General features: G+C 67.9%; 24 protein-coding genes. 14 read left to right on the top strand and 10 right to left on the bottom strand.

Translation table 11 applies throughout. From position 1 onward, the window contains the following. The first annotated feature begins 28 nt into the window (after positions 1 to 28). From ABTX24_RS06340 to ABTX24_RS06325, 4 genes are all read left to right on the top strand, one after another. On the top strand, positions 29 to 820 hold the full coding sequence (locus ABTX24_RS06340) for an ABC transporter ATP-binding protein (RefSeq protein WP_350720381.1): 792 nt from the start codon (positions 29 to 31) through the stop codon (positions 818 to 820). Next, positions 817 to 1662 carry an ABC transporter permease gene (locus tag ABTX24_RS06335; protein ID WP_350838223.1) on the top strand — a complete coding sequence of 282 codons (846 nt, stop codon included), beginning with the start codon at positions 817 to 819 and terminating at the stop codon, positions 1660 to 1662. The genes ABTX24_RS06340 and ABTX24_RS06335 overlap by 4 nt, the downstream gene beginning before the upstream one ends. Positions 1663 to 1684: 22 nt before the next feature. Beyond that, a complete protein-coding gene (locus ABTX24_RS06330) occupies positions 1685 to 2773 on the top strand; it encodes an ABC transporter substrate-binding protein (RefSeq protein WP_350838221.1) in 1089 nt (362 codons plus the stop codon). Between the two features lie 165 nt (positions 2774 to 2938). Further along, positions 2939 to 3742, top strand: a complete 804-nt coding sequence (locus ABTX24_RS06325) for a M57 family metalloprotease (protein WP_350838219.1) — start codon at positions 2939 to 2941, stop codon at positions 3740 to 3742. 60 nt (positions 3743 to 3802) lie between these two features. Here ABTX24_RS06325 and ABTX24_RS06320 read toward each other — a convergent pair whose 3' ends face one another. Further along, positions 3803 to 5653 carry a glycoside hydrolase family 3 protein gene (locus ABTX24_RS06320; RefSeq protein WP_350838217.1) on the bottom strand — a complete coding sequence of 617 codons (1851 nt, stop codon included), beginning with the start codon at positions 5651 to 5653 and terminating at the stop codon, positions 3803 to 3805. A gap of 158 nt (positions 5654 to 5811) precedes the next feature. On the opposite strand from ABTX24_RS06320, the gene ABTX24_RS06315 reads away from it, so the two are divergent. Continuing rightward, the gene (locus ABTX24_RS06315; protein WP_350838215.1) at positions 5812 to 6864 is read left to right on the top strand and encodes a WD40/YVTN/BNR-like repeat-containing protein; all 1053 of its coding nucleotides are present in this window, start codon (positions 5812 to 5814) and stop codon (positions 6862 to 6864) included. Between the two features lie 2 nt (positions 6865 to 6866). Here ABTX24_RS06315 and ABTX24_RS06310 read toward each other — a convergent pair whose 3' ends face one another. The 3 genes from ABTX24_RS06310 to ABTX24_RS06300 are packed head-to-tail and all read right to left on the bottom strand — an operon-like array spanning position 6867 to position 9431. Then, positions 6867 to 7274 (bottom strand): VOC family protein, encoded by a 408-nt coding sequence (locus ABTX24_RS06310; RefSeq protein ID WP_165112114.1) that lies wholly within the window; start codon positions 7272 to 7274, stop codon positions 6867 to 6869. 40 nt (positions 7275 to 7314) lie between these two features. Further along, a complete protein-coding gene (locus ABTX24_RS06305; protein ID WP_350838213.1) occupies positions 7315 to 8916 on the bottom strand; it encodes a PH domain-containing protein in 1602 nt (533 codons plus the stop codon). Then, a complete protein-coding gene (locus ABTX24_RS06300) occupies positions 8913 to 9431 on the bottom strand; it encodes a PH domain-containing protein (protein ID WP_160024852.1) in 519 nt (172 codons plus the stop codon). The genes ABTX24_RS06305 and ABTX24_RS06300 overlap by 4 nt, the downstream gene beginning before the upstream one ends. Before the next feature lie 212 nt (positions 9432 to 9643). Here ABTX24_RS06300 and ychF point away from each other — a divergent pair, with 212 nt between their 5' ends. The 4 genes from ychF (at position 9644) to ABTX24_RS06280 (ending at position 13564) form a co-directional block, all read left to right on the top strand. Further along, entirely contained in the window at positions 9644 to 10717 is a 1074-nt protein-coding gene (gene ychF / locus ABTX24_RS06295) for a redox-regulated ATPase YchF (protein WP_141803377.1), read from the top strand. A gap of 1078 nt (positions 10718 to 11795) precedes the next feature. Then, on the top strand, positions 11796 to 12611 hold the full coding sequence (locus ABTX24_RS06290; RefSeq protein ID WP_350838211.1) for an APH(3'') family aminoglycoside O-phosphotransferase: 816 nt from the start codon (positions 11796 to 11798) through the stop codon (positions 12609 to 12611). 180 nt (positions 12612 to 12791) lie between these two features. Next, a complete protein-coding gene (locus tag ABTX24_RS06285) occupies positions 12792 to 13085 on the top strand; it encodes a DUF1330 domain-containing protein (protein ID WP_350838209.1) in 294 nt (97 codons plus the stop codon). A gap of 20 nt (positions 13086 to 13105) precedes the next feature. Then, positions 13106 to 13564, top strand: a complete 459-nt coding sequence (locus ABTX24_RS06280) for an SRPBCC family protein (RefSeq protein ID WP_350838207.1) — start codon at positions 13106 to 13108, stop codon at positions 13562 to 13564. Positions 13565 to 13667: 103 nt separating this feature from the next. Here the strand turns inward: ABTX24_RS06280 and ABTX24_RS06275 are convergent, their stop codons facing one another. Both ABTX24_RS06275 and ABTX24_RS06270 read right to left on the bottom strand, forming a co-directional pair. Beyond that, the gene (locus ABTX24_RS06275) at positions 13668 to 14384 is read right to left on the bottom strand and encodes a hypothetical protein (protein ID WP_350838205.1); all 717 of its coding nucleotides are present in this window, start codon (positions 14382 to 14384) and stop codon (positions 13668 to 13670) included. Next, complete coding sequence (locus ABTX24_RS06270) at positions 14381 to 14845, bottom strand: RNA polymerase sigma factor (RefSeq protein ID WP_350838203.1); 465 nt, start codon at positions 14843 to 14845, stop codon at positions 14381 to 14383. Before ABTX24_RS06270 ends, ABTX24_RS06275 begins: the two co-directional genes overlap by 4 nt. A 137-nt stretch (positions 14846 to 14982) precedes the next feature. On the opposite strand from ABTX24_RS06270, the gene ABTX24_RS06265 reads away from it, so the two are divergent. Beyond that, positions 14983 to 15240 (top strand): hypothetical protein, encoded by a 258-nt coding sequence (locus tag ABTX24_RS06265; protein ID WP_350838201.1) that lies wholly within the window; start codon positions 14983 to 14985, stop codon positions 15238 to 15240. Positions 15241 to 15271: 31 nt separating this feature from the next. Continuing rightward, entirely contained in the window at positions 15272 to 15937 is a 666-nt protein-coding gene (locus tag ABTX24_RS06260) for a hypothetical protein (RefSeq protein ID WP_350838199.1), read from the top strand. 23 nt (positions 15938 to 15960) lie between these two features. Here the strand turns inward: ABTX24_RS06260 and ABTX24_RS06255 are convergent, their stop codons facing one another. Further along, the gene (locus ABTX24_RS06255) at positions 15961 to 16905 is read right to left on the bottom strand and encodes an SMP-30/gluconolactonase/LRE family protein (RefSeq protein ID WP_350838197.1); all 945 of its coding nucleotides are present in this window, start codon (positions 16903 to 16905) and stop codon (positions 15961 to 15963) included. Positions 16906 to 17007: 102 nt separating this feature from the next. Between ABTX24_RS06255 and ABTX24_RS06250 the strand changes: the two genes are divergently transcribed. After that, positions 17008 to 17460: an Lrp/AsnC family transcriptional regulator gene (locus tag ABTX24_RS06250; RefSeq protein ID WP_350838195.1), complete on the top strand. Its 453-nt coding sequence runs from the start codon at positions 17008 to 17010 to the stop codon at positions 17458 to 17460. Between the two features lie 2 nt (positions 17461 to 17462). On the opposite strand, the gene ABTX24_RS06245 is transcribed toward ABTX24_RS06250, so the two are convergent. Next, positions 17463 to 17816, bottom strand: a complete 354-nt coding sequence (locus ABTX24_RS06245; protein WP_350838193.1) for a nuclear transport factor 2 family protein — start codon at positions 17814 to 17816, stop codon at positions 17463 to 17465. A gap of 117 nt (positions 17817 to 17933) precedes the next feature. Here ABTX24_RS06245 and ABTX24_RS06240 point away from each other — a divergent pair, with 117 nt between their 5' ends. Beyond that, complete coding sequence (locus tag ABTX24_RS06240) at positions 17934 to 18722, top strand: helix-turn-helix domain-containing protein (protein ID WP_350838191.1); 789 nt, start codon at positions 17934 to 17936, stop codon at positions 18720 to 18722. A 30-nt stretch (positions 18723 to 18752) separates the two neighbouring features. Here ABTX24_RS06240 and ABTX24_RS06235 read toward each other — a convergent pair whose 3' ends face one another. Then, on the bottom strand, positions 18753 to 19658 hold the full coding sequence (locus ABTX24_RS06235; protein ID WP_350838189.1) for an SDR family NAD(P)-dependent oxidoreductase: 906 nt from the start codon (positions 19656 to 19658) through the stop codon (positions 18753 to 18755). A gap of 97 nt (positions 19659 to 19755) precedes the next feature. Here ABTX24_RS06235 and ABTX24_RS06230 point away from each other — a divergent pair, with 97 nt between their 5' ends. Beyond that, a complete protein-coding gene (locus ABTX24_RS06230; protein WP_350838187.1) occupies positions 19756 to 20418 on the top strand; it encodes a TetR/AcrR family transcriptional regulator in 663 nt (220 codons plus the stop codon). A 1-nt stretch (position 20419) separates the two neighbouring features. Here the strand turns inward: ABTX24_RS06230 and ABTX24_RS06225 are convergent, their stop codons facing one another. Next, entirely contained in the window at positions 20420 to 20872 is a 453-nt protein-coding gene (locus ABTX24_RS06225; protein WP_350838185.1) for an Lrp/AsnC family transcriptional regulator, read from the bottom strand. Between the last annotated feature and the right edge of the window lie 4 nt (positions 20873 to 20876).

Raw genomic sequence — 20876 nt, 5'->3', positions numbered from 1 at the left:
GAGGACGTATTGGACTACCGTTTGAGGCGTGGGCAGAGCGACGATCGAGATGCACGGGGTCCGTCGTCTCTATGAGCAGGCCGATCTCGCCGAGCTGATCGCCCTCGACGACATCGACCTGACGATCGAGCCCGGCACGTTCGTGAGCATCATCGGGCCCTCGGGCTGCGGCAAGTCGACCCTGTTGCGGCTGATCAGCGGGCAGGAGTCGGCCGACGCCGGGAAGATCACGGTGTGCGGTCTGACGCCGAAGGAGGCGGCCGAGGCGAAGGCCTTCGGTTTCGTGCCGCAGTCTCCGGCGCTGCTGCCCTGGCTGAGCGTGCTCGGCAACGTGACCCTGCCGCACAAGGTGAATCGCCGCAGCGACCGCGGCCGGCCCGATCTCGAGGCGATGCTGCGCGAGGTCGGCCTGGGGGAGTCGCTCCACAAGCTCCCGGCCGAGCTGTCCGGCGGCATGAAGCAGCGGACCGCGATCGTACGCGCATTCGGGCTGCGCCCTGACGTACTCCTTCTCGACGAGCCCTTCGGTGCGCTCGACGAGTTCACCCGCGAGGCGCTCCAGGAGCAGCTGCTGGAGCTGTGGGAGCAGACCCGCGCGACGGTCGTCTTCGTCACCCACTCGATCTCCGAGGCGGTCAGGCTGTCCGACAAGGTCGTGGTGATGGCTCCGCGACCGGGCCGGATCACCGATGTCATCGACATCGACCTGCCCCGTCCGCGTCACCAGGAGCTGCTCACCTCGCCCGAGTTCCACGCCTACGAGCTCGCCCTCCGGGGCAGCCTGAGGGACGCCTTCAGCCACGGAGAGGTCGTCTCGTGACCCTGGACTCAGGTACGCAGCCGGCCCCTCGGCCACATCTCGTCGTCCCCACTCCCGAGCAGCTCGCCGCGCGCCGCCTGCGCCGCCGTACGCGGCTGCTCCGCCCGCGCTACTGGCTCCCGTTCGTCCTCCTCGTCGTGGTGCTCGGGCTCGCCTGGGAGCTGGGCGCGCGGCGGATGCCCTACCTGTTCGCGCCGCTCGGCGACATCGCGAGCGTGCTGACCGAGGACCCCGGCTACTTCCTGAGCAACACCCTGGTCACGCTCAGCGAGGCGCTGGTGGGGCTCGGGATCGGCTTCGTCGCCGCCTTCGCCCTCGCCGTCGTGGTGAGCGAGATCGCGGTGGTGCGGCGTGCGGTGATGCCGGTGGCCGTCGTGCTCTCGGTGACGCCGCTGGTTGCAATCGCGCCGCTGCTCGTGGTCGCGCTCGGGTTCGGGATGGGGCCGAAGGTCGTCCTGACCGCGCTGGTCTGCTTCTTTCCGATCCTGATCAACGTGGCGACCGGGCTGCGGGCGGTGCCCTCGCCGGTGCTGCAGGTCTACCGGACCGTGGCCGCGAGCCGGCTGGAGGTGCTGCGCTACCTGCGGGTGCCGGCCTCGCTGCCGTACGTCTTCGCGTCCCTGCGGATCGTCTTCCCGCTGTCGATGATCGGCGCCGTCGTGGCCGAGCTCTCCGCCGCGGGGTCGGCAGACGGCCTCGGCAGCGTGATACAGGTGGCCAGCTCGCAGAACAGACTGGCTACGGTGTGGGCAGCGATCTTCGTCCTCGCGGCGCTCGGGTCGCTGCTGTTCTGGCTCGTGACGCTCGCCGAGCGTCGAGTGCTCCACTGGCACGAGTCCTGATCTTCGAGTGAAGGAGCCCTTCATGTCTCGCGTACGTCCGATCGCTGCTGCCCTCACGTCGGCGGTCGTCCTGCTCGGTGCGCTGACCGCCTGCGGGTCCTCGCAGAACTCCGCCGGCGAGCAGGGGAGCGCGGTCTCGGCCGAGCGCTGCGAGCAGAACGAGAAGGCCGGGAAGATCACCTACATGTCGGGCTACTACTGGCAGGCGTCGGCCTCGATCATGGAGGCCATCGCCGCAGATCGGCTCGGCTACTTCACCGATCTCTGCCTCGACGTCGAGCTTCAGCCGGGCTCGGGCGACGTCTCCCAGAATGCCAAGCTGATCGCCGCCGGGAAGGTGCAGGTCGGGCCGCTCTCCGAGCAGGACATCATGACCTCCAACGCGAGCGGCCTGAAGGTGCTCGGCGTCTCGTCCTACTCCAACGCCGGTCTCGACGTGCTGATGACCGGCACCTCGATCACCGACCTGAAGCAGCTCGAGGGCAAGACCCTCGGCCACAAGGGCTGGGTGCCGGTCGGCGTACAGGCGATGCTCGCCGAGGCCGGCGTGGACATGACCAAGGTGAAGCAGGTCAAGGTCGGCTACGACCCCGGCGTCCTGCCGCGCGGCCAGGTCGACGCGCTGGTCGGGTTCGTCTCCAACGAGCCCAACCAGCTGAAGGAGGCCGGCGAGGACGTGACCGTCTGGGAGCCGACCGACTTCGAGGTGCCCGGTTCCCTCGGCGCCTACTCCGTCAACCCCGCCTGGGCCGAGAAGCACCCCACCGCCGTCGAGGACTTCCTCCGGGCCGTCTTCAAGGCCTACACCTACTGCGCCTCCGCGGACCACGTCGAGGAGTGCATCGGCTACCAGCACGACCTGGCCGGCGCCGAGTCCGACGAGAAGCACGAGACGGCCATCTGGCGCACCGAGGTCGCGGTCGCGGCCGACAACCCGCTCCCGGGCAAGTTCGGCTCGGTCGACCCCGACAACGTCGCGGCGCTGGCCGGGGTCGTCACTGCGTACGCCGGGCAGAAGGTCACGCCCGAGCAGGCTGCCTCCTGGTTCGACACCTCCTTCGCGGAGGCCGTCGTCGATGACAGCGACAAGGTGATCTGGCCCGCTCCGTGATGCGACCGGCGGCAAACGTACGAGTTTCGTTCGAAACTTTTGCCTGGCAAACGGGAATTTGACCGAAGTTTCTATGCCGTATGCGGGGTCGTAACGCTTGAATCTCCTGTGGCCCTCGGGGTGCCCTATCTCGGGCGGCCGCTCACATTTCCAGGAGGAAGAGCTATGCGAGTTCGTATTCCCATGATGATCGCCGCGGCTGCGGGTGCCGCAGCGCTGACTGCGTCGATGGTTCCCGCATTCGCCGAGGAGGCACCGAGCTACCAGGAGTTCGAGGCGTCCACATACGTCGACGTGGACGGTCAGTACATCGTCAACGGCGACGAGGTCGTCTCCAACCAGGGTGACCTGCACAAGTTCTACGAGTCGATGGTCTCGACGCCGAAGCACGTCCCGGAGGACGGCCTCATCGTCAACACCGTCAGCGGCCGGGACGACAAGTGGTCGGCCTCGCAGGCGCTCAACCTGACCTACTGTGTCTCGGACAAGTTCGGCACCAACAAGGCCGGCATCGTCTCGGCGATGGCCCAGGGCGCCGGCCTGTGGGAGGCGGCGAGCTCGGCGGTCGAGTTCACCTACGTCCCCGCCCAGGACGGCGCGTGCAACACCCGCAACTCCAACGTGCTCTTCTCGGTCGAGCCGGTCAGCACCTCGCAGTACATCGCGCGAGCGTTCTTCCCCTCGACCTCGAAGCGTTCGCGCAACGTGCTCATCGACGACTCGATCTTCTCGTCGGGCAACTGGGAGCCGGGTGACATCCTCGCGCACGAGCTCGGTCACGCCCTCGGGTTCCGTCACGAGCACACCCGCCCGGAGGCGGCGACCTGCTTCGAGGACAACAACTGGCGTGCGCTGACCCCGTACGACTCCTCCTCGATCATGCACTACCCGCAGTGCAACGGTGGCTCGGAGGACCTGGAGTTCCAGGCCTCCGACGCGGCCGGGGTCCGGGCGCTGTACGGCTCCTGATCCTCTAGCAGCAAGAGAGCGGCCCTCCCGGTTTCCGGGAGGGCCGCTCTCATGGGGTTCCTAGTAGGACAGCCCGTGCCCGAGCGGGAAGAGATCCGGGATCTCCACCGGGAGCTTGCCGCTCGGGTTCACCTCGCCGTAGAGCACGCGCACCAGCGACTCGAGCTGGTGGGAGGTGTAGCCGTAGGTGTCGAGCACCGTCGCGGCCTCGGGGAACGAGGTCACGTCGTAGGGGTTGCGCATCGCGGTGACGATCACCGGGGTGTCGGTGGCGAGCAGCGCCTTGACCAGCTTGGTCTGGGCCACGGAGGCCGGGGTCGGCTGGCCGGTCGCCGGGTTGATCTGCCAGGCGTTGTTGGTCGGCACGACCACCAGATCCTTGCCCGCGGCGGCCTCGACGGCGGCGTTGATCTGCGCGTCGGTCGGGGTGGTGCCCGACTGCAGCACCTGGGTCGTCGCGCCGCGCTTCTGGAGTCCGGCCGCGATGCCCGCTGTCGTGTCCACGCCCCAGCCCGCGACCAGGACGTTCTTCGCCCCGGGCGCCAGCGGCAGCAGGTCGTCGTCGTTCTTCACCAACGTGGTGGTGCGGTCGGAGATCGCCTGGGCGTCGGCCTTGTGCAGCGGGTTGCTGAAGACCGCCGGAGCTGCCGCCGGGTCGACGTAGGGGCTCTCGAAGATCTTGTTCTCGAGCTTGTGCTCGAGGATCCGGTAGACCGACTCGTCGAGCCGCTGGCGCGAGATGGTGCCGTTCTTGACGGCGCCGAGGACCGCGGCGTACGCCGTGTCCATCTGCGGCGGGATGAGCAGCTGGTCGGCGCCGGCGAGGAAGGCCTCGACCGGGGCGACGTCGGGCGGGTACGTCGCGCTCGCGCCCTGCATGTCGAGGGCGTCGGTCACGATCAGGCCGTCGAAGCCCATCTCCTCGCGGAGCAGGCCGGTGAGGATCGGCTCGGACATGGTGGCCGGCTCGCCGCTCGGGTCGATCGCGGGCACGGTCACGTGGGCCGTCATGATCGCGTCGATCCCGGCGTCGATCGCAGCCTTGAACGGCGGCAGGTCGATCGCCTCGAGCTCCTCGCGGCTGTGGGTCACCTCGGGCAGGCCGTAGTGGCTGTCGGTGCCGGTGTCGCCGTGGCCCGGGAAGTGCTTGGCGATCGAGGAGAGGTCGCCGTCGTCGAACCCGCCGACCTCGGCCTCGACGATGTCGGAGACCGCAGCAGAGTCGGCCCCGGCCGAGCGGATCCCGATCACCGGGTTGTTGGGGTTGAGGTTGACGTCGGCGACGGGGGCGTAGTCCTGGGTGACCCCGACGGCGGCCAGCTCGGTGCCGATGACCTCGGCAGAGCGGGCTGCGTCCTCGGTCGAGCCGCCGGCGCCCAGCGCCATCTGGCCGGGCATCTGGGTCGCGCCGCTGGCCGGACCGAAGCGGGCCACGAGCGCGCCGCCCTCCTGGTCGACCGCTATGTTGAGCGGGATCTTGGGCCGCTGCTGGAGCGCGGCACGCTGGAGGCCGTTGGAGAGCGTCGCCACTTGGGCCGCGTCGCCGATGTTGTCGGGGCCGCGGGTGGTGAAGTAGATGACCCCGCCGGGCTGGTACTTCGCGATCGCCTGCGCCGGGGTGTCCACCCCGTAGAGCCTCTGGTTGCCGGCCTTCGCCGTGTCGCTGACGTTGTTGGCGTCGCGTCCGTAGACCTCGATCACGAAGAGCTGGCCGATCTTCTGCTGCAGCGACATGTGGTGCATCAGCGAGACGATCTTGCGGTGCTGGGGCGACGCCATGTCCGTGGCGGTCGTCGCGGGCGGATCCGGCTCTGCGGCGTGGGTTGCTGCGTACGGCGTAGCAACCGCCACCGCGGCCGCGAGTCCCGCAGCCGCCAACCTTCCGCGTCTGGTCAGTGTCGTTCTGCTCATGACAACCTCCCCATCTGCACCGCGATACGCGGCACGGCGATTCACTCTAGGGGCTACCAACCGGTCACGGAAGAAAATTCCCGAGTCAGCAGATGGGGCAGGACGATTTTCACCGGATCGGTGGACAGAACGGCCCGGCAGGGCCAGGGTGAACCTTCGTGCGCATCGTTGTCGGAGCCGCAGCGGCGGCCACTCTCGCTCTCACCACCCTCACATTCGCGCCGGCGGCGCAGGCTGTGCAGCCAGGGGGTGCGTACGACTGGACGTCTGTGAACGTCGATACGACACAGGGGTTCCGGGCGCTGGACGCCGTCGACGCGGAGACCGCGTGGGTCGGCGGGGACGGCGGGGGAGTGTTCCGTACGACCGATGGCGGCCGGACCTGGGACGAGGTCTCGCCGCCGGGATCCGACGGGCTGCTCTTCCGCGATGTCGAGGCACGCTCGGCGAGCGAGGCGGTGGTGCTCTCCATCGGTGAGGGTGAGGCGAGCCGGATCTACAAGACCGTCGACGGCGGAGCGACCTGGACCGAGACGTTCCGGTCCGCGGAGCCGACCGCGTTCTACAACTGCGTCGACTTCTGGCCCGGCGGGAAGCGCGGGATCGCGATGAGCGACCCGGTCGACGGTGAGTGGCGCATCATCACGACCGCTGACGGCGGCGACACCTGGACGATCGCGGACACGCGCGGCTTGGAGGCGCCGGGCGAGTTCGGCTACTCGGCCAGCGGGACCTGCCTGGTCACCGCGGGGGCGCGCGACGCCTGGATCGGCGGTGGCGGCGCGGCCGCGAAGATCTACGCCACCCACAACGGTGGTCGTTCCTGGTCCGCTGCCGACTCCACGATCGCGACCGGTGAGGCCGCAGGTGTCTTCGGGCTCGGGTTCCGCAACCCTCGCCAGGGCATCGCGGTCGGTGGCGACTTCGGCCTCGAGGACGACGGCGTCGACCGCGCCGCGTACTCCACCGATGGCGGCCGCACCTGGACCAACTCCGACTCCGACCTGGGCGGATACCGTGAAGCGGTCGCCTGGATCGGTGGCCGCACGGCGATCGCCGTCGGCCCCAACGGCAGCGACATCAGCCACGACAACGGCCGTTCCTGGAAGCCGTTCGGCGCCACCCAGACCCGCTTCCACACCGTCGACTGCGCCCAGGGTGTCTGCTGGGCCGCCGGTGCGGGCGGGCGGGTCGGGGTGCTCGCCCGCTGAGCTCAGATCTTGAGCCCGATCGTCATCGGTCCGCTCGAGGCCATCTCGTGCTCGCCGCGCTCGATGCAGAACTCGTTGCCCTCCGGGTCGCGGAGCGCGACGAAGCCGGTCCCGTCCTCCTTGCGGTGGTCGCCGAAGACGGTGGCGCCGAGCGAGAGCGCGCGCTCGACGAGCTCGTCGCGGGTGGTGTCCTCCGGCTTGATGTCGATGTGGACCCGGTTCTTCGCCGACTTCGCCTCGGGCACCGGGACGAAGAGGAACATCAGCTCCTTCGACGGGAAGCTGCGGGCGACGATCACCTCGGGGTCCTCGTCGTAGAAGAGGTGCCAGCCGGTGACCGCCGACCAGAACTCCCCGAGCTTGCGGGGGTCGGCACAGTCGAAGGTGAGATGGCGGATCTGGATTGTCATGGCCGGATCATCCACCGAAGCCCGCCCGACGCGGAACGGGTTATTCGACGAACTCCGAGACCGTACGCGGCGTGGCCGCCGTCGCCAGGGCGACGGCCGTCTCGAGCGGCACGTCCGGGATGTCGACGTGCTCGTGGCCGGCCGCGGTCATCGCGGTGACCTGGGCAAGGCCGATGCGGCGGTCGAAGAACGTCTGCCTGACCCGCCAGCCGATGATGCCGTCGGTCTGCAGCGCGGTGCGTACGGCGGTGTACGAGCCGGAGCGGACGACCAGGTAGCGATCGGTGAGCGCGTGGCCGAGGTGGCGGTGGCGGAGCTCGGCACCGAGCAGCCCGAGAACGAGGGTGACCACCAGCATGGCGACCGGGATCCACCAGAGCCAGACGTCGCCGAAGACGCCGATCAGCACCGTCGGGACGAGCGCGACGAGCGTCCACACGACGGTGGCGACGACCGCCCGGAACCAGTAGCGCCGGCGTGGCCGCGGCCCGTGTCCGGTGAGCGCCGTCGAGAACGCGTCCTCGCCGAGGATGTCGGTGCCGACCTCGGAGACGACCTGCTCCGGGGCCGTCGGCAGGACCGCGGGGAAGTTGTCGTCGAGCCCGGTCGTCAGCAGGTTGAGATCGGCCCCGCCGGCCAGGCCGATCAGCGGGCCGACGGTGGAGGTGGCGCCGCGTACCTTCGCCTCCTCCACCGTCGTCGCGCGGGTGCTGGTCAGGCCGAAGCTGCGTCGCAGCGTGGTGCCCTCCCGGCCCTGCTCGCGTACGACCTGGAGGTCCCACCAGCGCACCGCGTAGCCCACGCACGACCCGATCGCCCACACCGCGGCGGCCCCGACGATCGCGATCGGCACGGCGATGAAGAGCATGCGTACGAACTCGTCGACCGGGACGCCGTTGACCTCGCCGTTGGTGACCCGGACACCGAAGGACTCCCACGGGATGAGGTCGGAGAAGGCACCGAAGAGCGCGCCCAGACCGCCGAGCGCGATCGCGAGGTTCCTGAGGTTGAGCGGGGCGTACCTGATCCAGGACCAGTCGAGCCTGGCGATGATCTCGCCTTCGGGCGAGGCCGCGACGGGCGCGGTCTCCGGCGAGGAGCCTTCAGCGGAGGGCACCTCAGGCGCGGATGGCCCGGATGGCGCCGGGGCCGCGTGCAGGAGCTCGCGCCGCAGCCGGGCGGCGGCGTCCTTGGTGAGCGAGTCGAGGGTGATCTGGCCCTCGTCGACCCCGGTGCCGACATTGACCTTGGTGACCCCGAGGGCGCGGTGGATGAGGGTCGAGCTCAGGTCGACGCTCCGCACCCGGTCGAGCCGGGCGGTCAGGGTGGTGCGGTTGAGCAGGCCCTTGCGTACCTCCAGATGTGTCGGTGTCACCCGATAGCTCGTGGTCAGCCACGGGACCATGCCGGCCAGAGCCGCGACCACCGCGATGCCGACCGCGACCAGCAGACCGATGAACACGTTCGCCTGCCCGGCACCGAAGGCACCGACCGCGGCCGGGATGATCGCCTGACGCAGCGTCGAGAGCGGGCTGACGACAGCGGTCCATCCGGCCAGCCGCTGCCACTCCGCGTCCGGAACGACAGGAGCGTCAGGGACCTCGGGGGCCTCGGGGACGTCAGGGACCTCGGGTGTGCTCACGTCGCGTCCTCAGGCGTCGCCGCGGTGATCGCCACCAGCTTCGCGACGACCTCGAGCGCGAGCGCGTCGTCGAGGCAGGCGATCTGGACGATGCCCGCCGAGGAGGCGGTGGAGACCTTGACCGTACGCAGCCCGAACCGCCGCATCAGCGGCCCCTGGGTCGAGTCGACCGTCTGTACCCGGGAGAGCGGCACGATCTCGTCGATGACGGTGAGCCACCCGTGGCGTACGTGGACGGCGATGTCGGTCACCTCCCACCGGTGGATCCGGAACCGGATCGAGGGCACGAAGGTCAGCCCCGGCACCGGCGCAAGGACGAAGACCACGGCGACGGCCCAGAGGATCCAGGTCCAGAAGCCCTCGGGGACGAGGACCGCCGCCACGATCGCACCCACCGCGAGGGCCAGCCAGATCACGGCGCCGATCGCCTCCGCCGTACGCCAGTACGCCGGTGCGCGCTCGGAGACCTGATGTGCGGGTTCGCGCAGTCGCTGTGGTGCGTCGGGGGCGTTCACGGGACGCGAGCCTATTGGGTGGGGTCCCATGACCGTCGGAAATTGTGATCGGCGGTTCTGGTGCCGACCCCAGCCGTCCGCGTTTCGGCCGTGGTCGGCGTACGGATCTCGACCCGCAGTCGCGGCTTCGCAAGCTCAGCCGAGCGCTCGCTCGATCTCCTCGCGTTCCCCGAAGCAGGCTTCGGGGAGGCTCGGACCTAGGATTGTCGATCGTGGCACTCACCATCGGCATCGTGGGACTTCCCAACGCGGGCAAGTCGACCCTCTTCAACGCTCTGACCAAGAACGACGTACTCGCGGCGAACTACCCGTTCGCCACCATCGAGCCCAACGTCGGTGTCGTCGGGGTTCCCGACGAGCGGCTGGCCGAGCTGGCGAAGATCTACGGGTCCCAGAAGCTGCTGCCGGCCACGGTGCAGTTCGTCGACATCGCCGGCATCGTGCGTGGCGCCTCGCAGGGTGAGGGCCTGGGCAACAAGTTCCTCTCCCACATCCGCGAGTCCGATGCGATCTGCCAGGTCACCCGGGTCTTCCGCGACGACGACGTCACCCACGTCGACGGCAAGGTCGAGCCCGCCAACGACATCTCCACCATCCAGACCGAGCTGATCCTGGCCGACCTGGAGACGGTCGAGAAGGCGATCCCGCGGCTGGAGAAGGAGTCGCGCAAGGCTCCGGACCTCAAGGCGAACCTCGCCGCCGCGGTCGAGGCCAAGGAGGCCCTCGAGGCCGGCACCCCGATCATCGCCACCAAGATCGACCGCGCGCTGATCCGCGACCTGATGCTGCTCACCGCCAAGCCCTACATCTTCGTCTTCAACTGCGACTCCGACGAGCTCGCCGACGAGGCCCTGAAGGACTCCATGCGCGAGCTGGTCGCCCCCGCCGAGGCGATCTTCCTGGACGCGAAGTTCGAGTCCGAGCTGGTCGAGCTCGACGAGGACGAGGCCCGCGAGTTCCTGGCCGACGCCGGCGTCGAGGAGCCCGGCCTGGACATCCTCGCCCGCGTCGGCTTCGACACCCTCGGCCTGCAGACCTACCTCACCGCCGGCCCCAAGGAAGTACGCGCCTGGGAGATCCCCAAGGGCGCCACCGCCCCCGAGGCCGCCGGTGTCATCCACACCGACTTCCAGAAGGGCTTCATCAAGGCCGAGATCGTCTCCTACGACGACCTCATCTCCGCCGGCTCCGTGGCCAAGGCCCGTGACCTCGGCAAGGTCCGCATGGAGGGCAAGGACTACGTCATGGCGGACGGCGACGTGGTCGAGTTCCGCTTCAACGTCTGAGAAGTGATCTGCTGAAAAGCCAGACGCCTGCCATCGGGCATGCGAATTTATACGCATGCCTTATGATGCAACGTTCCACCGAGGGAAGCGGCTCCGTGCCTTGGCGCGATGGTCGGAAGTGGGCGTCTTGGAACCGCGCGCGAGATTGCCAATCGAGGCTAGGTTTGCAGCCCGTGTCGACCAACGGTCGGGGGTCTTCTTCCGGCCAGTACTACTTTGTGACACGGACTCCGTAGAATTTCATCGCCAACTGAGTTACCTCATAGACGCCTTCGACGCATTGCCTGAGCGAGTTGACATTGCGTTCGACTCGACTTGGAAGGCCTTTGAGGTTGCGTCCGCTGCCGCGGTTAGCGCAAACATCACCGACCGGCTTAAATTGCTGTCTCGATCGATTGATGTAGCCGTTACCGATCGACTCTGTGCAAGCATTCCGGTGCAGTCATGTGAGTATCTCTTCAAAAAGATCGTTGCTGATATTGATGAACCTGAATCGCGGTCTCGATTCAGAAAACGAATCGATGGTCTGGGAGATTCCGCGATCAACCAGCTAGTCGGCCACCTACGCGCGACATATGGTGAAGGATCTCTGGAGTCAGGGCGAAAGGGTGCGTTACTGCTTAGAAGAGCACTTCGGGGTGAGATCCTCAGGCTCGGTTCCGACATCGATTTTCAATTGAGCGGATTATCGCGTTCAAGATTTCTGATGTCTGTCTTTCTGTATACGGCTCGCAACGATAGAATTCATGGAGAGTCCTTCTCGCCGTTTGTGAGCAGTGTGGCGAGTTTGCGAACCTATACCCACCCATACTTTGCGTTTCTGGCGTCCTATTACCTACTCCTGTGCGTTTGGCGAGAAACTATGCCGGACGTGCTTCCGGGCGGTCATGTCGGCATAGCATCTTCGCTCGACGAAAATATCAAGCTGGCGATGGAACTGTTCGGGCGACATTGGGAGAGGTAGAAATGGTGGTCGGGGAGTGCCGGATGTATTTGTAGAAGCAGATTGGCTGCATAGTCGAGTTCCGCTTCAACGTGTAAGCCTCCGGGACCGAGCCTCCGAGGAGATACTCGCGTCATGACGATCGACCGTCTGATCGCGTCGGGGCTGTTGTCGGCCGACGACGCGGAGTGGTCGCCGGTAGCCGGCGGAGAGTCCGGTGCCACGGTGCTTCATGACCGTGAGGCGGAGCGCTATGCGAAGGTCGTTCCCGCTGCGGCGGCGCAGGACCTGGCTGCGGAACGCGATCGGATCACCTGGCTCGGCGAGGCAGGCCTCCCCGTCGCCTCCGTGCTCGACTGGTGGGCGACGGACGATGGCGCGTGCCTGATCACCAGTGCGGTGGCCGGCGTCTCGGCAGACCAGCTGGATGCTGATGCGCTTCGACGCGCCTGGCCGAGCATCGCCGCGATCGTTCGTACGCTGCACGGCCTGCCTGTGGAGGAGTGTCCCTTCGACAGGGGGCTCGGGGTGATGGTGCCGCTCGCACGGGAGGTGGTCGCCGCGGGTCGAGTCCAGGCTGAGTTCCTGCCGGTAGCGCTGCAGCAGGTGCCGCCGGCGACGATCCTCGACGGGATCGAGGACGAGCTGCCGCAGCGTACGTTTCAAGAACGCACCTCACCTGTCGTGTGCCACGGCGACCTCTGCCTTCCGAACGTCCTCGTGGACCCGGACACGATGCGCGTATCTGGACTGATCGATCTGGGGCGGCTCGGTCGTGCGGACCCGTACGCGGACATCGCCCTATTGCTTGAGAATGCTCGCGAAACGTGGCGTGATGAGGCCACCGCTTCCCAGACCGATCGTGAGTTCGCCGAGCTGTATGGATTCCGTCTCGACGCCGAGCGTCGGCGCTTCTATCTGCGTCTCGACCCACTGACCTGGCCTGGCTGAACGATCAGGCGACAGCCGCATGATCAGTGGACTGGTGGGCCCTGCGGCTGCCCCTCGAACCTGGCTCCGCTCGGTTCGGCGAATACCGCACCTCATGAGCGGAGGCCGGCGGCGTGGTCCGCGTAAGCGATACTGAGCGGGCACGACATGCCGCCGCCTCAACCCAACACTGGAGGTTCCATGCCCAAGGGCTACTGGGTCAGCGCCTATCGCAACATTTCAGACCCTGAGAAGCTGGCCGCGTACAACAAGCTGGCCCCGCAGGCCGTCAAGGCCGGGGGCGGTCGGGTCCTCAGCCGTGGCAGTCGGGTCGTGGCGCACGACTCCGGAATCGCCGAGCGCACCGTCCTGATCGAGTTCGACAGCTTCGAGCAGGCCGTAGCGGCGCACGAGAGCGCGGCGTACCAGGAGGCGCTCGCCGCCCTCTCCGACGGTGTCGAGCGCGACTTCCGCATCATCGAAGGCATGGACTGACCGAAGTCCAGGATCTTCAGGTGCCACGGATCGAGCTCACCACTGAGATTCCGGCGACGCCGGAGCGGTGCTTTGAGCTGAGCTTGTCCGTGGACGCGCACCAGTCGTCGATGTCCGACTCGGGTGAGCGCGCCATCTCCGGTGTCACCTCGGGTGTGATGCGTCGGGGCGACTCGGTGACCTGGAGAGCACGTCACCTCGGGATCGCGTTCACGATGACTTCGGTGATCAGTCAGTACGACGCTCCGTACCGGTTCGTGGACGAGCAGGAGTCCGGCCCGTTTCGGCGTTGGTGGCATGAGCACCGATTCGAACCAGTCTCTGGTGGCACCCTGATGACCGATGTCGTGGAGTTCGAGTCGCCCGCCGGACCGGTCGGGCGGTTCATGAACGCCCTCGTGCTGACTCGGTACATGACGAAGCTGTTGGAGCAACGGAACGCGTGGTTGGTCGACGCTCTCTCTGCGCCTGAGGTCTGATGGCTCTCGTGGCGCGAGCCCTCGTCGCCCCGTGCTGATGCAGCAGCAACGTGGGAGTCCCGAAGTCACCCGGTGACCTCAGGACTCCCACGTCGCTTGTCGGTCAAGGTCGCGGCACCTTCTGCTCCTGCTGGGACCCCGGGACGAGCTGGCCGTCGATGGCAAGCTCGGAGGTGTACTCGTCCATGTCGTGGGGGACCTCGAAGGCGGCGTATCCGGCTCCGTCGACCTCATGGACGTCGAGGTCCTTGGTGTAACCCGCTGACGTGATGCGGACAGACGTCACATCGGGATGAACGGCGTAGACCCAGACGAACGAGTCGCCGACCTCGACACCAGAGGCGTTGAAGAGCGCCGGATTCTCCAGATAGCGGGACGTGTCGTTGACGTGGCCGCAGTCCATTTCGACGTACTCACCGTACTCATAACCAGTAGTGCTCCACTCGCTTCCGAGCAGGTTCTCCTTCTCCTCGACCAGTTCCACTCCGGTGACGGGCTGACCACACTCATCGGTTCGGTCGGACTCGATCAGCAGGTAGCGGCTGCCGTCCACGCTTCCGCGCATGACGATGTCCTGCGGAGGGATCTTGTCGACGTACTCCGGTCCTTGGCGGACGATCGCAGCTCCCGCGGCCGTCGCCAGCACCACAGGGATGGCGACTGCGCCGAGGCCGACCAGGATCCGCCGCCTGCGGTGCGGCTTTCGTGCGGTGTTGATCCGGCTTGCGGCGAAGTCGTCCTCGGCGAGTGTGTCCGCAACCGTGTGCAGGGTGTGTCGCAGCAGCAGGCCGAGGCTCTCCGGGTCGTGGGTGTTCTTCATGCGAGTGCCTTTCGGAGCTTGCCCAGCGCCCGCCGGTGGTCCGAGCGGACAGTTGCTGCTGGGCGGTTGAGGATGTCTGCGATCTCAGCCAGGGGAAGATCTTCGTAGTAGTGGAGGACGACGACGGCGCGTTGCGTCCACGGCAGCTGCGCGATCTGTGTCCAGGTCTCGTCAACCTCAGGCGGAAGGGTCACCAGCGGCCGATCAACGGCCTTGGCTCGGAGGCGGAACTGCCGTCGCTGGGCATCCTTGACGAGATTGACCACGGCCTTCTTGAGGTAGCGCGACGGGTTCTCGATCTGATCCCAGCGCTCGTGGGCCGAGGTGAACGCTGACTGGACCACGTCCTCGCTCATCTCGTGCGAGCCAGAAACCAGGTACGCCAGCCGCAGGAGCGTCATCCGGTACTCCCGGTAGGCCTCCTCGAACCCAACGTTGGGCATCTGCCCCTTCGTCGTCATCACACCTTCTCAGTCGTACCGGACACCCGAAACGTTGCACCTGATACTGCGCCGAATGTGGTGATCGCCAGGCACCTTCGAGTATCCGGCGGCCTTGCAGACATTCGTAGCGACAGGAGTCCCGAGCGGTGGTCGCGGTGGCGCCTGCGATCGTAGAGACCGAGACGACCTTGAACCGGGTCGATGAGGCGTACGCGCTGGCCTGGGCCGAAGCGCGTACGGCGGCCGACGAGGACCTGATCGACGTGCTCCGCCAGGCAGGACTCGGGCCGAGCTGGACCGAGCCGGGCCGGCCGCGGGCGGATCTGCTGCTCGCCATCTGGCGGGCGGGCGCTACCCCGCGGTCCGCCTCGAGACAGCTTCGCGAGGCTCTCGGCGTACGGTCCGGTGCTTGACCCTGGTGGGGACCAGGAGAAGTCTGGAGAGATGACCAACCGTGCGATCGATGACTCGCGTTCGCTGCTGACGCTCGGCCGGGTGGACTCGGTGCGGGTCCAGGTCGGCTATCGGGCCAGCCCTGACGACCAGGTGGATCGGCAGTACCTGCTCGACCTGTCGGTCCCAGAGCCGGACGGCGGGGGAGGCGAGGATGTACTCGACGAGCGGGAGATCCTCGCCGCGCTGGAGCCAGTCCTGTACGCCGGAGCCGAGGCGCGACGGCACTACTCGCTGCACCAGCACCGATGGCACACCAGCTGGGGCGCCAGCCCGGGCGCCCTCGAGATCGGGCTGCTGGTGAACACCGGGCCTCGGACCACGGCCGTCTCGGAGGCGTCGTACGACGGTGTGGCCCGCGCCTTTCGTGACGTGATGGAGGTGGTCGGCCAGCCGGAGCGGACGCCGACCTCGCGGGAGTCGGCGGTCCAGCGCACACTGCGCGCGGCCGCGACGGCGTACGCAGTGGACCCGGACGCGCTGTCGCTCCGTGCGGAGGAGCACCACGCGGCCGACAACTCCTGGACGCTCACCCTGCGCTCCACCGCGGGGGATGAGTACGACGTGGTGGTCGGCTTCGTCGAGGGGTACGCCGGTGCGGTGTCGGTGCGGCATGCACACCGGATCGAGGCGGCCGACTCCATCGGCCCCGAGTGACGTGGAGCCAGGAAGTCGCCGCGCTACAGCCAGGGCCGGCGTCCGGGGCCGGTCGGGTGGGTGCCGGTGACGCCCATGACGACCGAGTACAGGCTGGTCTCGGCGGTGATGAAGAGGCGGTTGCGCTTGGCGCCGCCCCAGGAGATGTTGGCGACGGTCTCGGGGACGTTCAGGCGGCCGATGAGGGTGCCGTCGGGGTCGTAGCAGTGCACGCCGTCGTCCATCGCGGCGACCCAGAGGTGGCCGCCGTCGTCGAAGCGGAGGTTGTCGAAGCGGGCGTCGTCGCGGGCTCCGGCGTCGGCGAAGACCTCGCCCTCGGAGAGGGTGCCGTCATCGCGTACGTCGAAGCGCCAGATCTTGCCGGCACGGGTGTCGGAGACGAAGAGCTGGCGCTCGTCGGGGGAGAAGACCAGCCCGTTCGGGGCGCCGAAGCAGTCCGCGACCAGGCGGACCTCGCCGGTGGAAGGGTCGATCCGGTAGACGTTGTTGGAGCCGATCTCGCTCTCGGCGCGGTAGCCCTCGTAGTCGCTGGTGATGCCGAAGTCTGGGTCGGAGAACCAGATCGAGCCGTCGGACTTCACGGTCGCGTCGTTGGGGCTGTTCAGGCGCTTGCCCTGCCAGCGCTCGGCCAGCACGGTGATCGTGCCGTCGTGCTCGGTCCTGGTGACGCGGCGATTGCCCTGTTCGCAGGTGATCAGCCGGCCCTCGCGGTCGAGGGTGTTGCCGTTGGTGTGCCCGGCGGTGCGGCGGAAGACGCTCACGTCTCCGGTCTCCTCGTCCCAGCGCAGCATCCGGTCGTTGGGGATGTCGCTCCAGACCACCTGACGCCAGGCGGGCACGTAGATCGGCCCCTCGGCCCAACGGCACCCGGTGAAGAGGACCTCCAGCGCCTCGTCGCCGTTCATGCATCGTCCGGTGCGGAACCGGTCGTCGAGCATCTCGTACAGCCCAGGGCGGTCACTGCTCATGGAGTCCACTCCTCAGTATCCAATGCCGAATCTGAATCGGCCTGAGGTGAAGACTGCAAGATCAGGTATGGTCAGCGCAAGATATTTCTGAACGGAGAACCTGTGGACCAGATCGATCGCGAGCTGCTGGCCGAGCTTCAGAGCGACGCCACCCAGTCCTACGCCGCGCTGGGCCATGCAGTCGGCCTCTCCGCGGGTGCGGCTCACGAGCGCGTACGCAAGCTGCGTGAGAGTGGTGTCATCCGGCGCACCACCGCCGACGTGGACCCGGCCGCCGTGGGCAGCTCGGTGCTGGCGTACGTCATGGTCGACTCCACGTCGTGGATGGGAGAGTCGGCGGAGGCGTTCGCCGCGCTCCCGGAGATCGTGGAGGCCCACATCATCGCGGGCAGCGCCTCCGTGCTGGTGAAGGTGAGGACCGCGACCACCGAGCAGCTGCAGGACGTGCTGCGCCGGATCTACGCCATCGAGGGCGTCAGCGGAACGCAGGCGACGGTCGTCCTGGAGACCTTCTTCGAGCGGCCGCTCTCGCCGGTGGTAGCGGACCAAGCCTGAGGTCAGGCGGGCACCTTGTCCAGGAAGCCGCGTACGTCACGGATCCGCTGGTCGGCGTCGACGACGACCACGTCGAAGCCGATGACGACCGGCTCCGCGCCGGCCGGTCCCAGACCCCACTGGAACCGAGCCTGCTGGTGGTGGGCGTCGACGGTCCCCACGGGCGTGAACACGAAGCCCGGGAACTGCGCACGTACGGCCTGGATGGTCGCCCCGACGGCCTCGCGGCCCTGCACGTCGGCGAGCGGGTCCACGTAGACGCAGTAGTCGGACCAGTGCTCGGCCAGCAGCTTGGTGAGCACCGACTCGTCGGTGGCGTTCCAGGTGTCCAGGTAGCGCGTCACGATGTCGTTCATGGTGTCTTCCTTCTCTCGGATCGGGTTGCCACGAGAAGGTTCGCCGCTGGTCGGTGCGCGGGTCGATAACCTCCGAGGTCATGGCCCTCGGAATCCAGGGTTGGCTAGCCTCGGGCCGTGATCTCAACCGCGACGTCACCGTCACCGTCGGTCGGCAGCGAGCTGCGCCGCTGGCGCGAGCTGCGGTCCTTGAGCCAGCTCGCGCTCGCCACGCAGGCCGAGGTGAGCACCCGGCACGTGAGCTACGTCGAGAACGGTCGCTCCCGGCCGACACCGGAGATGATCGTCCGGCTGGCCGAGGTGATGCGGGTGCCCATGGCCGAGCAGAACCGGCTCCTGCTCGCCGGCGGGTTCGCGCCTCGCTATCCGCACCGTGCCACCGACGACGACGCGCTCGCGCCGGTGATGGCCGGGCTTCGCAGCCTGTTGGACGCCCACGCGCCGTACCCGGCTCTGCTCCTCGACGACCACTGGGACATCGTCGATGCCAACCAGGCCGTCGACGGACTGCTCGACGGCTGTGACGCCAGCCTGCTCGAGCCTCCGCTGAACGTGATCCGGCTCTGCCTGCATCCGCGCGGACTCGCCCCGCGTATCCGCAATCTGCCCGTCTGGCGAGCCCACCTGCTCCATCAGCTCGGCCGCCGCATCACCCACACCGGCGGCGACCCGGCCCTGGTCGCCCTCCGCGACGAGGTCACCGCCTACCCCTCCGGCGACGAGCCGTCCGTCCGGCCGCTGGCCGACCCGGTCGTCCCGCTGGAGGTCGACGCGGGCGGCCACGCGCTGCGCTTCTTCAGTGTCGCCAGCCAGATCGAGAATGCCTCGGACGTCACTCTCAACGGCCTCCATCTGGAGACCTTCGTCCCAGCCGACGACCGGACGCGACAGCTGCTCAGCCGGTGACCAGTCGCTCTCTCCGTTGACGCGTGCGGCTCAGGTGTCGAGGGGCATGCGTACGCCGGTGAGCTCCTCGGAGACGGTCCACAGCCGCTGCTGGGTCTGCAGGTCGTAGGAGGCGGGGCTGGAGGTCACCAGCTTCGGATATCCGCGGGCCTCGCCGAGGCCGCCGGGCCCGTAGTACTGACCGCCGATGACGGCGGGATCGGTGGCGGCACGCAGGGTGGGGAGTGCGCCCATCGCGGGCGCCTGGCCGACCAGGGGCGCGAGCCAGTCGAAGGCGACGCGGATCGGGCCGGGAGAGTTGCGGCCGAGCTCGGTGTTGGAGCCACCGGGGTGGGCTGCCACCGCGATGGTGGTGCCGTGCGAGGCCAGCCGGCGCTGGAGCTCATAGGTGAACATCAGGTTGGCGAGCTTGGCCTGGCCGTACGCCGCGACGCGGCTGTAGGACCGCTCCCACTGCAGGTCGTCGAAGTGGATGTCGGCGCGGATGCGGTGGCCGAGGCTGCTGACCGTGACGACCCGCGAGCCGGGGACGGGGAGGAGCTGGTCCAGTAGCAGGCCGGTGAAGGCGAAGTGGCCGAGGTGGTTGGTGCCGAACTGCATCTCGAAGCCGTCCGCGGTGGTCTGCTTGGGCGTGTACATGACGCCGGCGTTGTTGATCAGCAGGTCGATCCGCGGGTGACTGGCGCGCAGGTCGGCCGCCGCGGACCGGATCGACTCCAGGGAGGCCAGGTCGAGGACCTGGACGGTGACGTCGCCGTCGATGCGCGCGGCTGCCTGCTTGCCCTTCTCTACGTCGCGTACGGCCATGACCACCTGCGCACCGTGCTCGGCGAGCATGCGGGCGGTCTCGAAGCCGAGGCCGGTGTTGGCGCCGGTCACGATCGCCACTCGGCCGTGCTGGTCGGGGATGTGCTGATCAGTCCAGGTGTCGCTCATTGTCCACTCCTAAAGAACCATCGGTCTGTTATGACCAACTTAAGAGACCACTGGTCTGATGTCAAGGGACCGGCGGTCTTTAAGTTATTCTGGGGCGGTGACATTCCAGCGGGCACGAAGCGACGAGCAACGAGAGATCCGCCGCCGGGCGATCCTGGACACCGCGGCGGCGATGCTCGACGAGATGCCGGTGGCCGAGGTGAGTCTCAACGAGCTCAGTCGGCGGGTGGGGCTGGCCAAGTCGAACGTGCTGCGCTACTTCGAGTCGCGCGAGGCGGTGCTGCTCGAGCTGCTGGACGACTTCTTGGGAGCGTGGCTCGAGGAGCTGTCCGACGAGCTGGCTGCGGGTGTCCAGGCCGAGGCGTCACTGGAGGTGCGGGCGGACCAGCTGGCCGAGGTCCTCAGCCGGTCGCTGTCGGGGCGGATGGTGCTCTGCGACCTCTTCGGCGCGCAGGGTGGCGTCCTCGAGCACAACGTCTCGGTCGAGGTCGTCAAGCGCCACAAGCGCTCCACCCACGAGCACCTCGCGACCATGCTCGAGCTCGTACGCCGCCACCTGCCCGAGCTCGGCGACGGTGCCGAGACGTTCTGCATGATGAGCCTGATCTCGGCCGGCGCGCTGGCGGCGTACGTCCCGCCGCCGCCCAGCGTCCTCGCCGCCTATGCGGACGAGCCGGAGCTCGGCGTACTGCATCTGGATCTGCGCGACGCCCTGCGCACCTCGTTCACCGCGGCGCTCCTGGGCGTGCTGCCACGCTGACCTACCCCTTGATCAGCCGCATGGTCTGGTGCGAGAGCAGCCTGTTCACCGCGGGCAGCCGGGAGATCGTCCCGACGATGAGGGCTTCGTACGCATCGGGGTCGGCGACCTGGACGCGCAGGTAGTAGTCGGGCTGGCCGAGCATGCGGCGCATCTCGGTGACCTCGGGGACGGCGACGGCGGCGGTCTCGAAGTCCTCGATGGTCTTGCCGTCGTTGACGGCGATGTCGATGGCCACGATGACCTCGAACCCGCGTCCGCCGCTCTTCGGGTCGATGCTGGCGTGGTAGCCCTTGATCACGCCGTCGCGCTCCAGCCGCTGCACTCGGCGCAGGCATGGCGCCGGGGTGAGTCCGACCCTTCGGGCGAGCTCGGCGTTGCTCAGCCGGGCGTCATCCTCGAGCTCGGCAATGATTGCTCGATCCAGGTCGTCAATCGCATGATCATTGCGCACGGCG

It is taken from the genome of Nocardioides sp. NPDC127514 (assembly GCF_040302125.1).
Taxonomy (GTDB): Bacteria; Actinomycetota; Actinomycetes; order Propionibacteriales; family Nocardioidaceae; genus Nocardioides.
Note: the sequence above shows the minus strand (reverse complement) of the source record. Positions and strands in the feature narration are given on the sequence as shown.

Coding starts and splice junctions, on each gene's coding strand:
- ABTX24_RS06325 (WP_350838219.1), top strand. CDS start 2,939: ATGCGAGTTCGTATTCCCATGATGATCGCCGCGGCTGCGGGTGCCGCA.
- ABTX24_RS06330 (WP_350838221.1), top strand. CDS start 1,685: ATGTCTCGCGTACGTCCGATCGCTGCTGCCCTCACGTCGGCGGTCGTC.
- ABTX24_RS06310 (WP_165112114.1), bottom strand. CDS start 7,274: ATGACAATCCAGATCCGCCATCTCACCTTCGACTGTGCCGACCCCCGC.
- ABTX24_RS06285 (WP_350838209.1), top strand. CDS start 12,792: ATGCCCAAGGGCTACTGGGTCAGCGCCTATCGCAACATTTCAGACCCT.
- ABTX24_RS06270 (WP_350838203.1), bottom strand. CDS start 14,845: ATGACGACGAAGGGGCAGATGCCCAACGTTGGGTTCGAGGAGGCCTAC.
- ABTX24_RS06235 (WP_350838189.1), bottom strand. CDS start 19,658: ATGAGCGACACCTGGACTGATCAGCACATCCCCGACCAGCACGGCCGA.
- ABTX24_RS06245 (WP_350838193.1), bottom strand. CDS start 17,816: ATGAACGACATCGTGACGCGCTACCTGGACACCTGGAACGCCACCGAC.
- ABTX24_RS06260 (WP_350838199.1), top strand. CDS start 15,272: ATGACCAACCGTGCGATCGATGACTCGCGTTCGCTGCTGACGCTCGGC.
- ABTX24_RS06275 (WP_350838205.1), bottom strand. CDS start 14,384: ATGAAGAACACCCACGACCCGGAGAGCCTCGGCCTGCTGCTGCGACAC.
- ABTX24_RS06290 (WP_350838211.1), top strand. CDS start 11,796: ATGACGATCGACCGTCTGATCGCGTCGGGGCTGTTGTCGGCCGACGAC.
- ABTX24_RS06320 (WP_350838217.1), bottom strand. CDS start 5,653: ATGAGCAGAACGACACTGACCAGACGCGGAAGGTTGGCGGCTGCGGGA.
- ABTX24_RS06255 (WP_350838197.1), bottom strand. CDS start 16,905: ATGAGCAGTGACCGCCCTGGGCTGTACGAGATGCTCGACGACCGGTTC.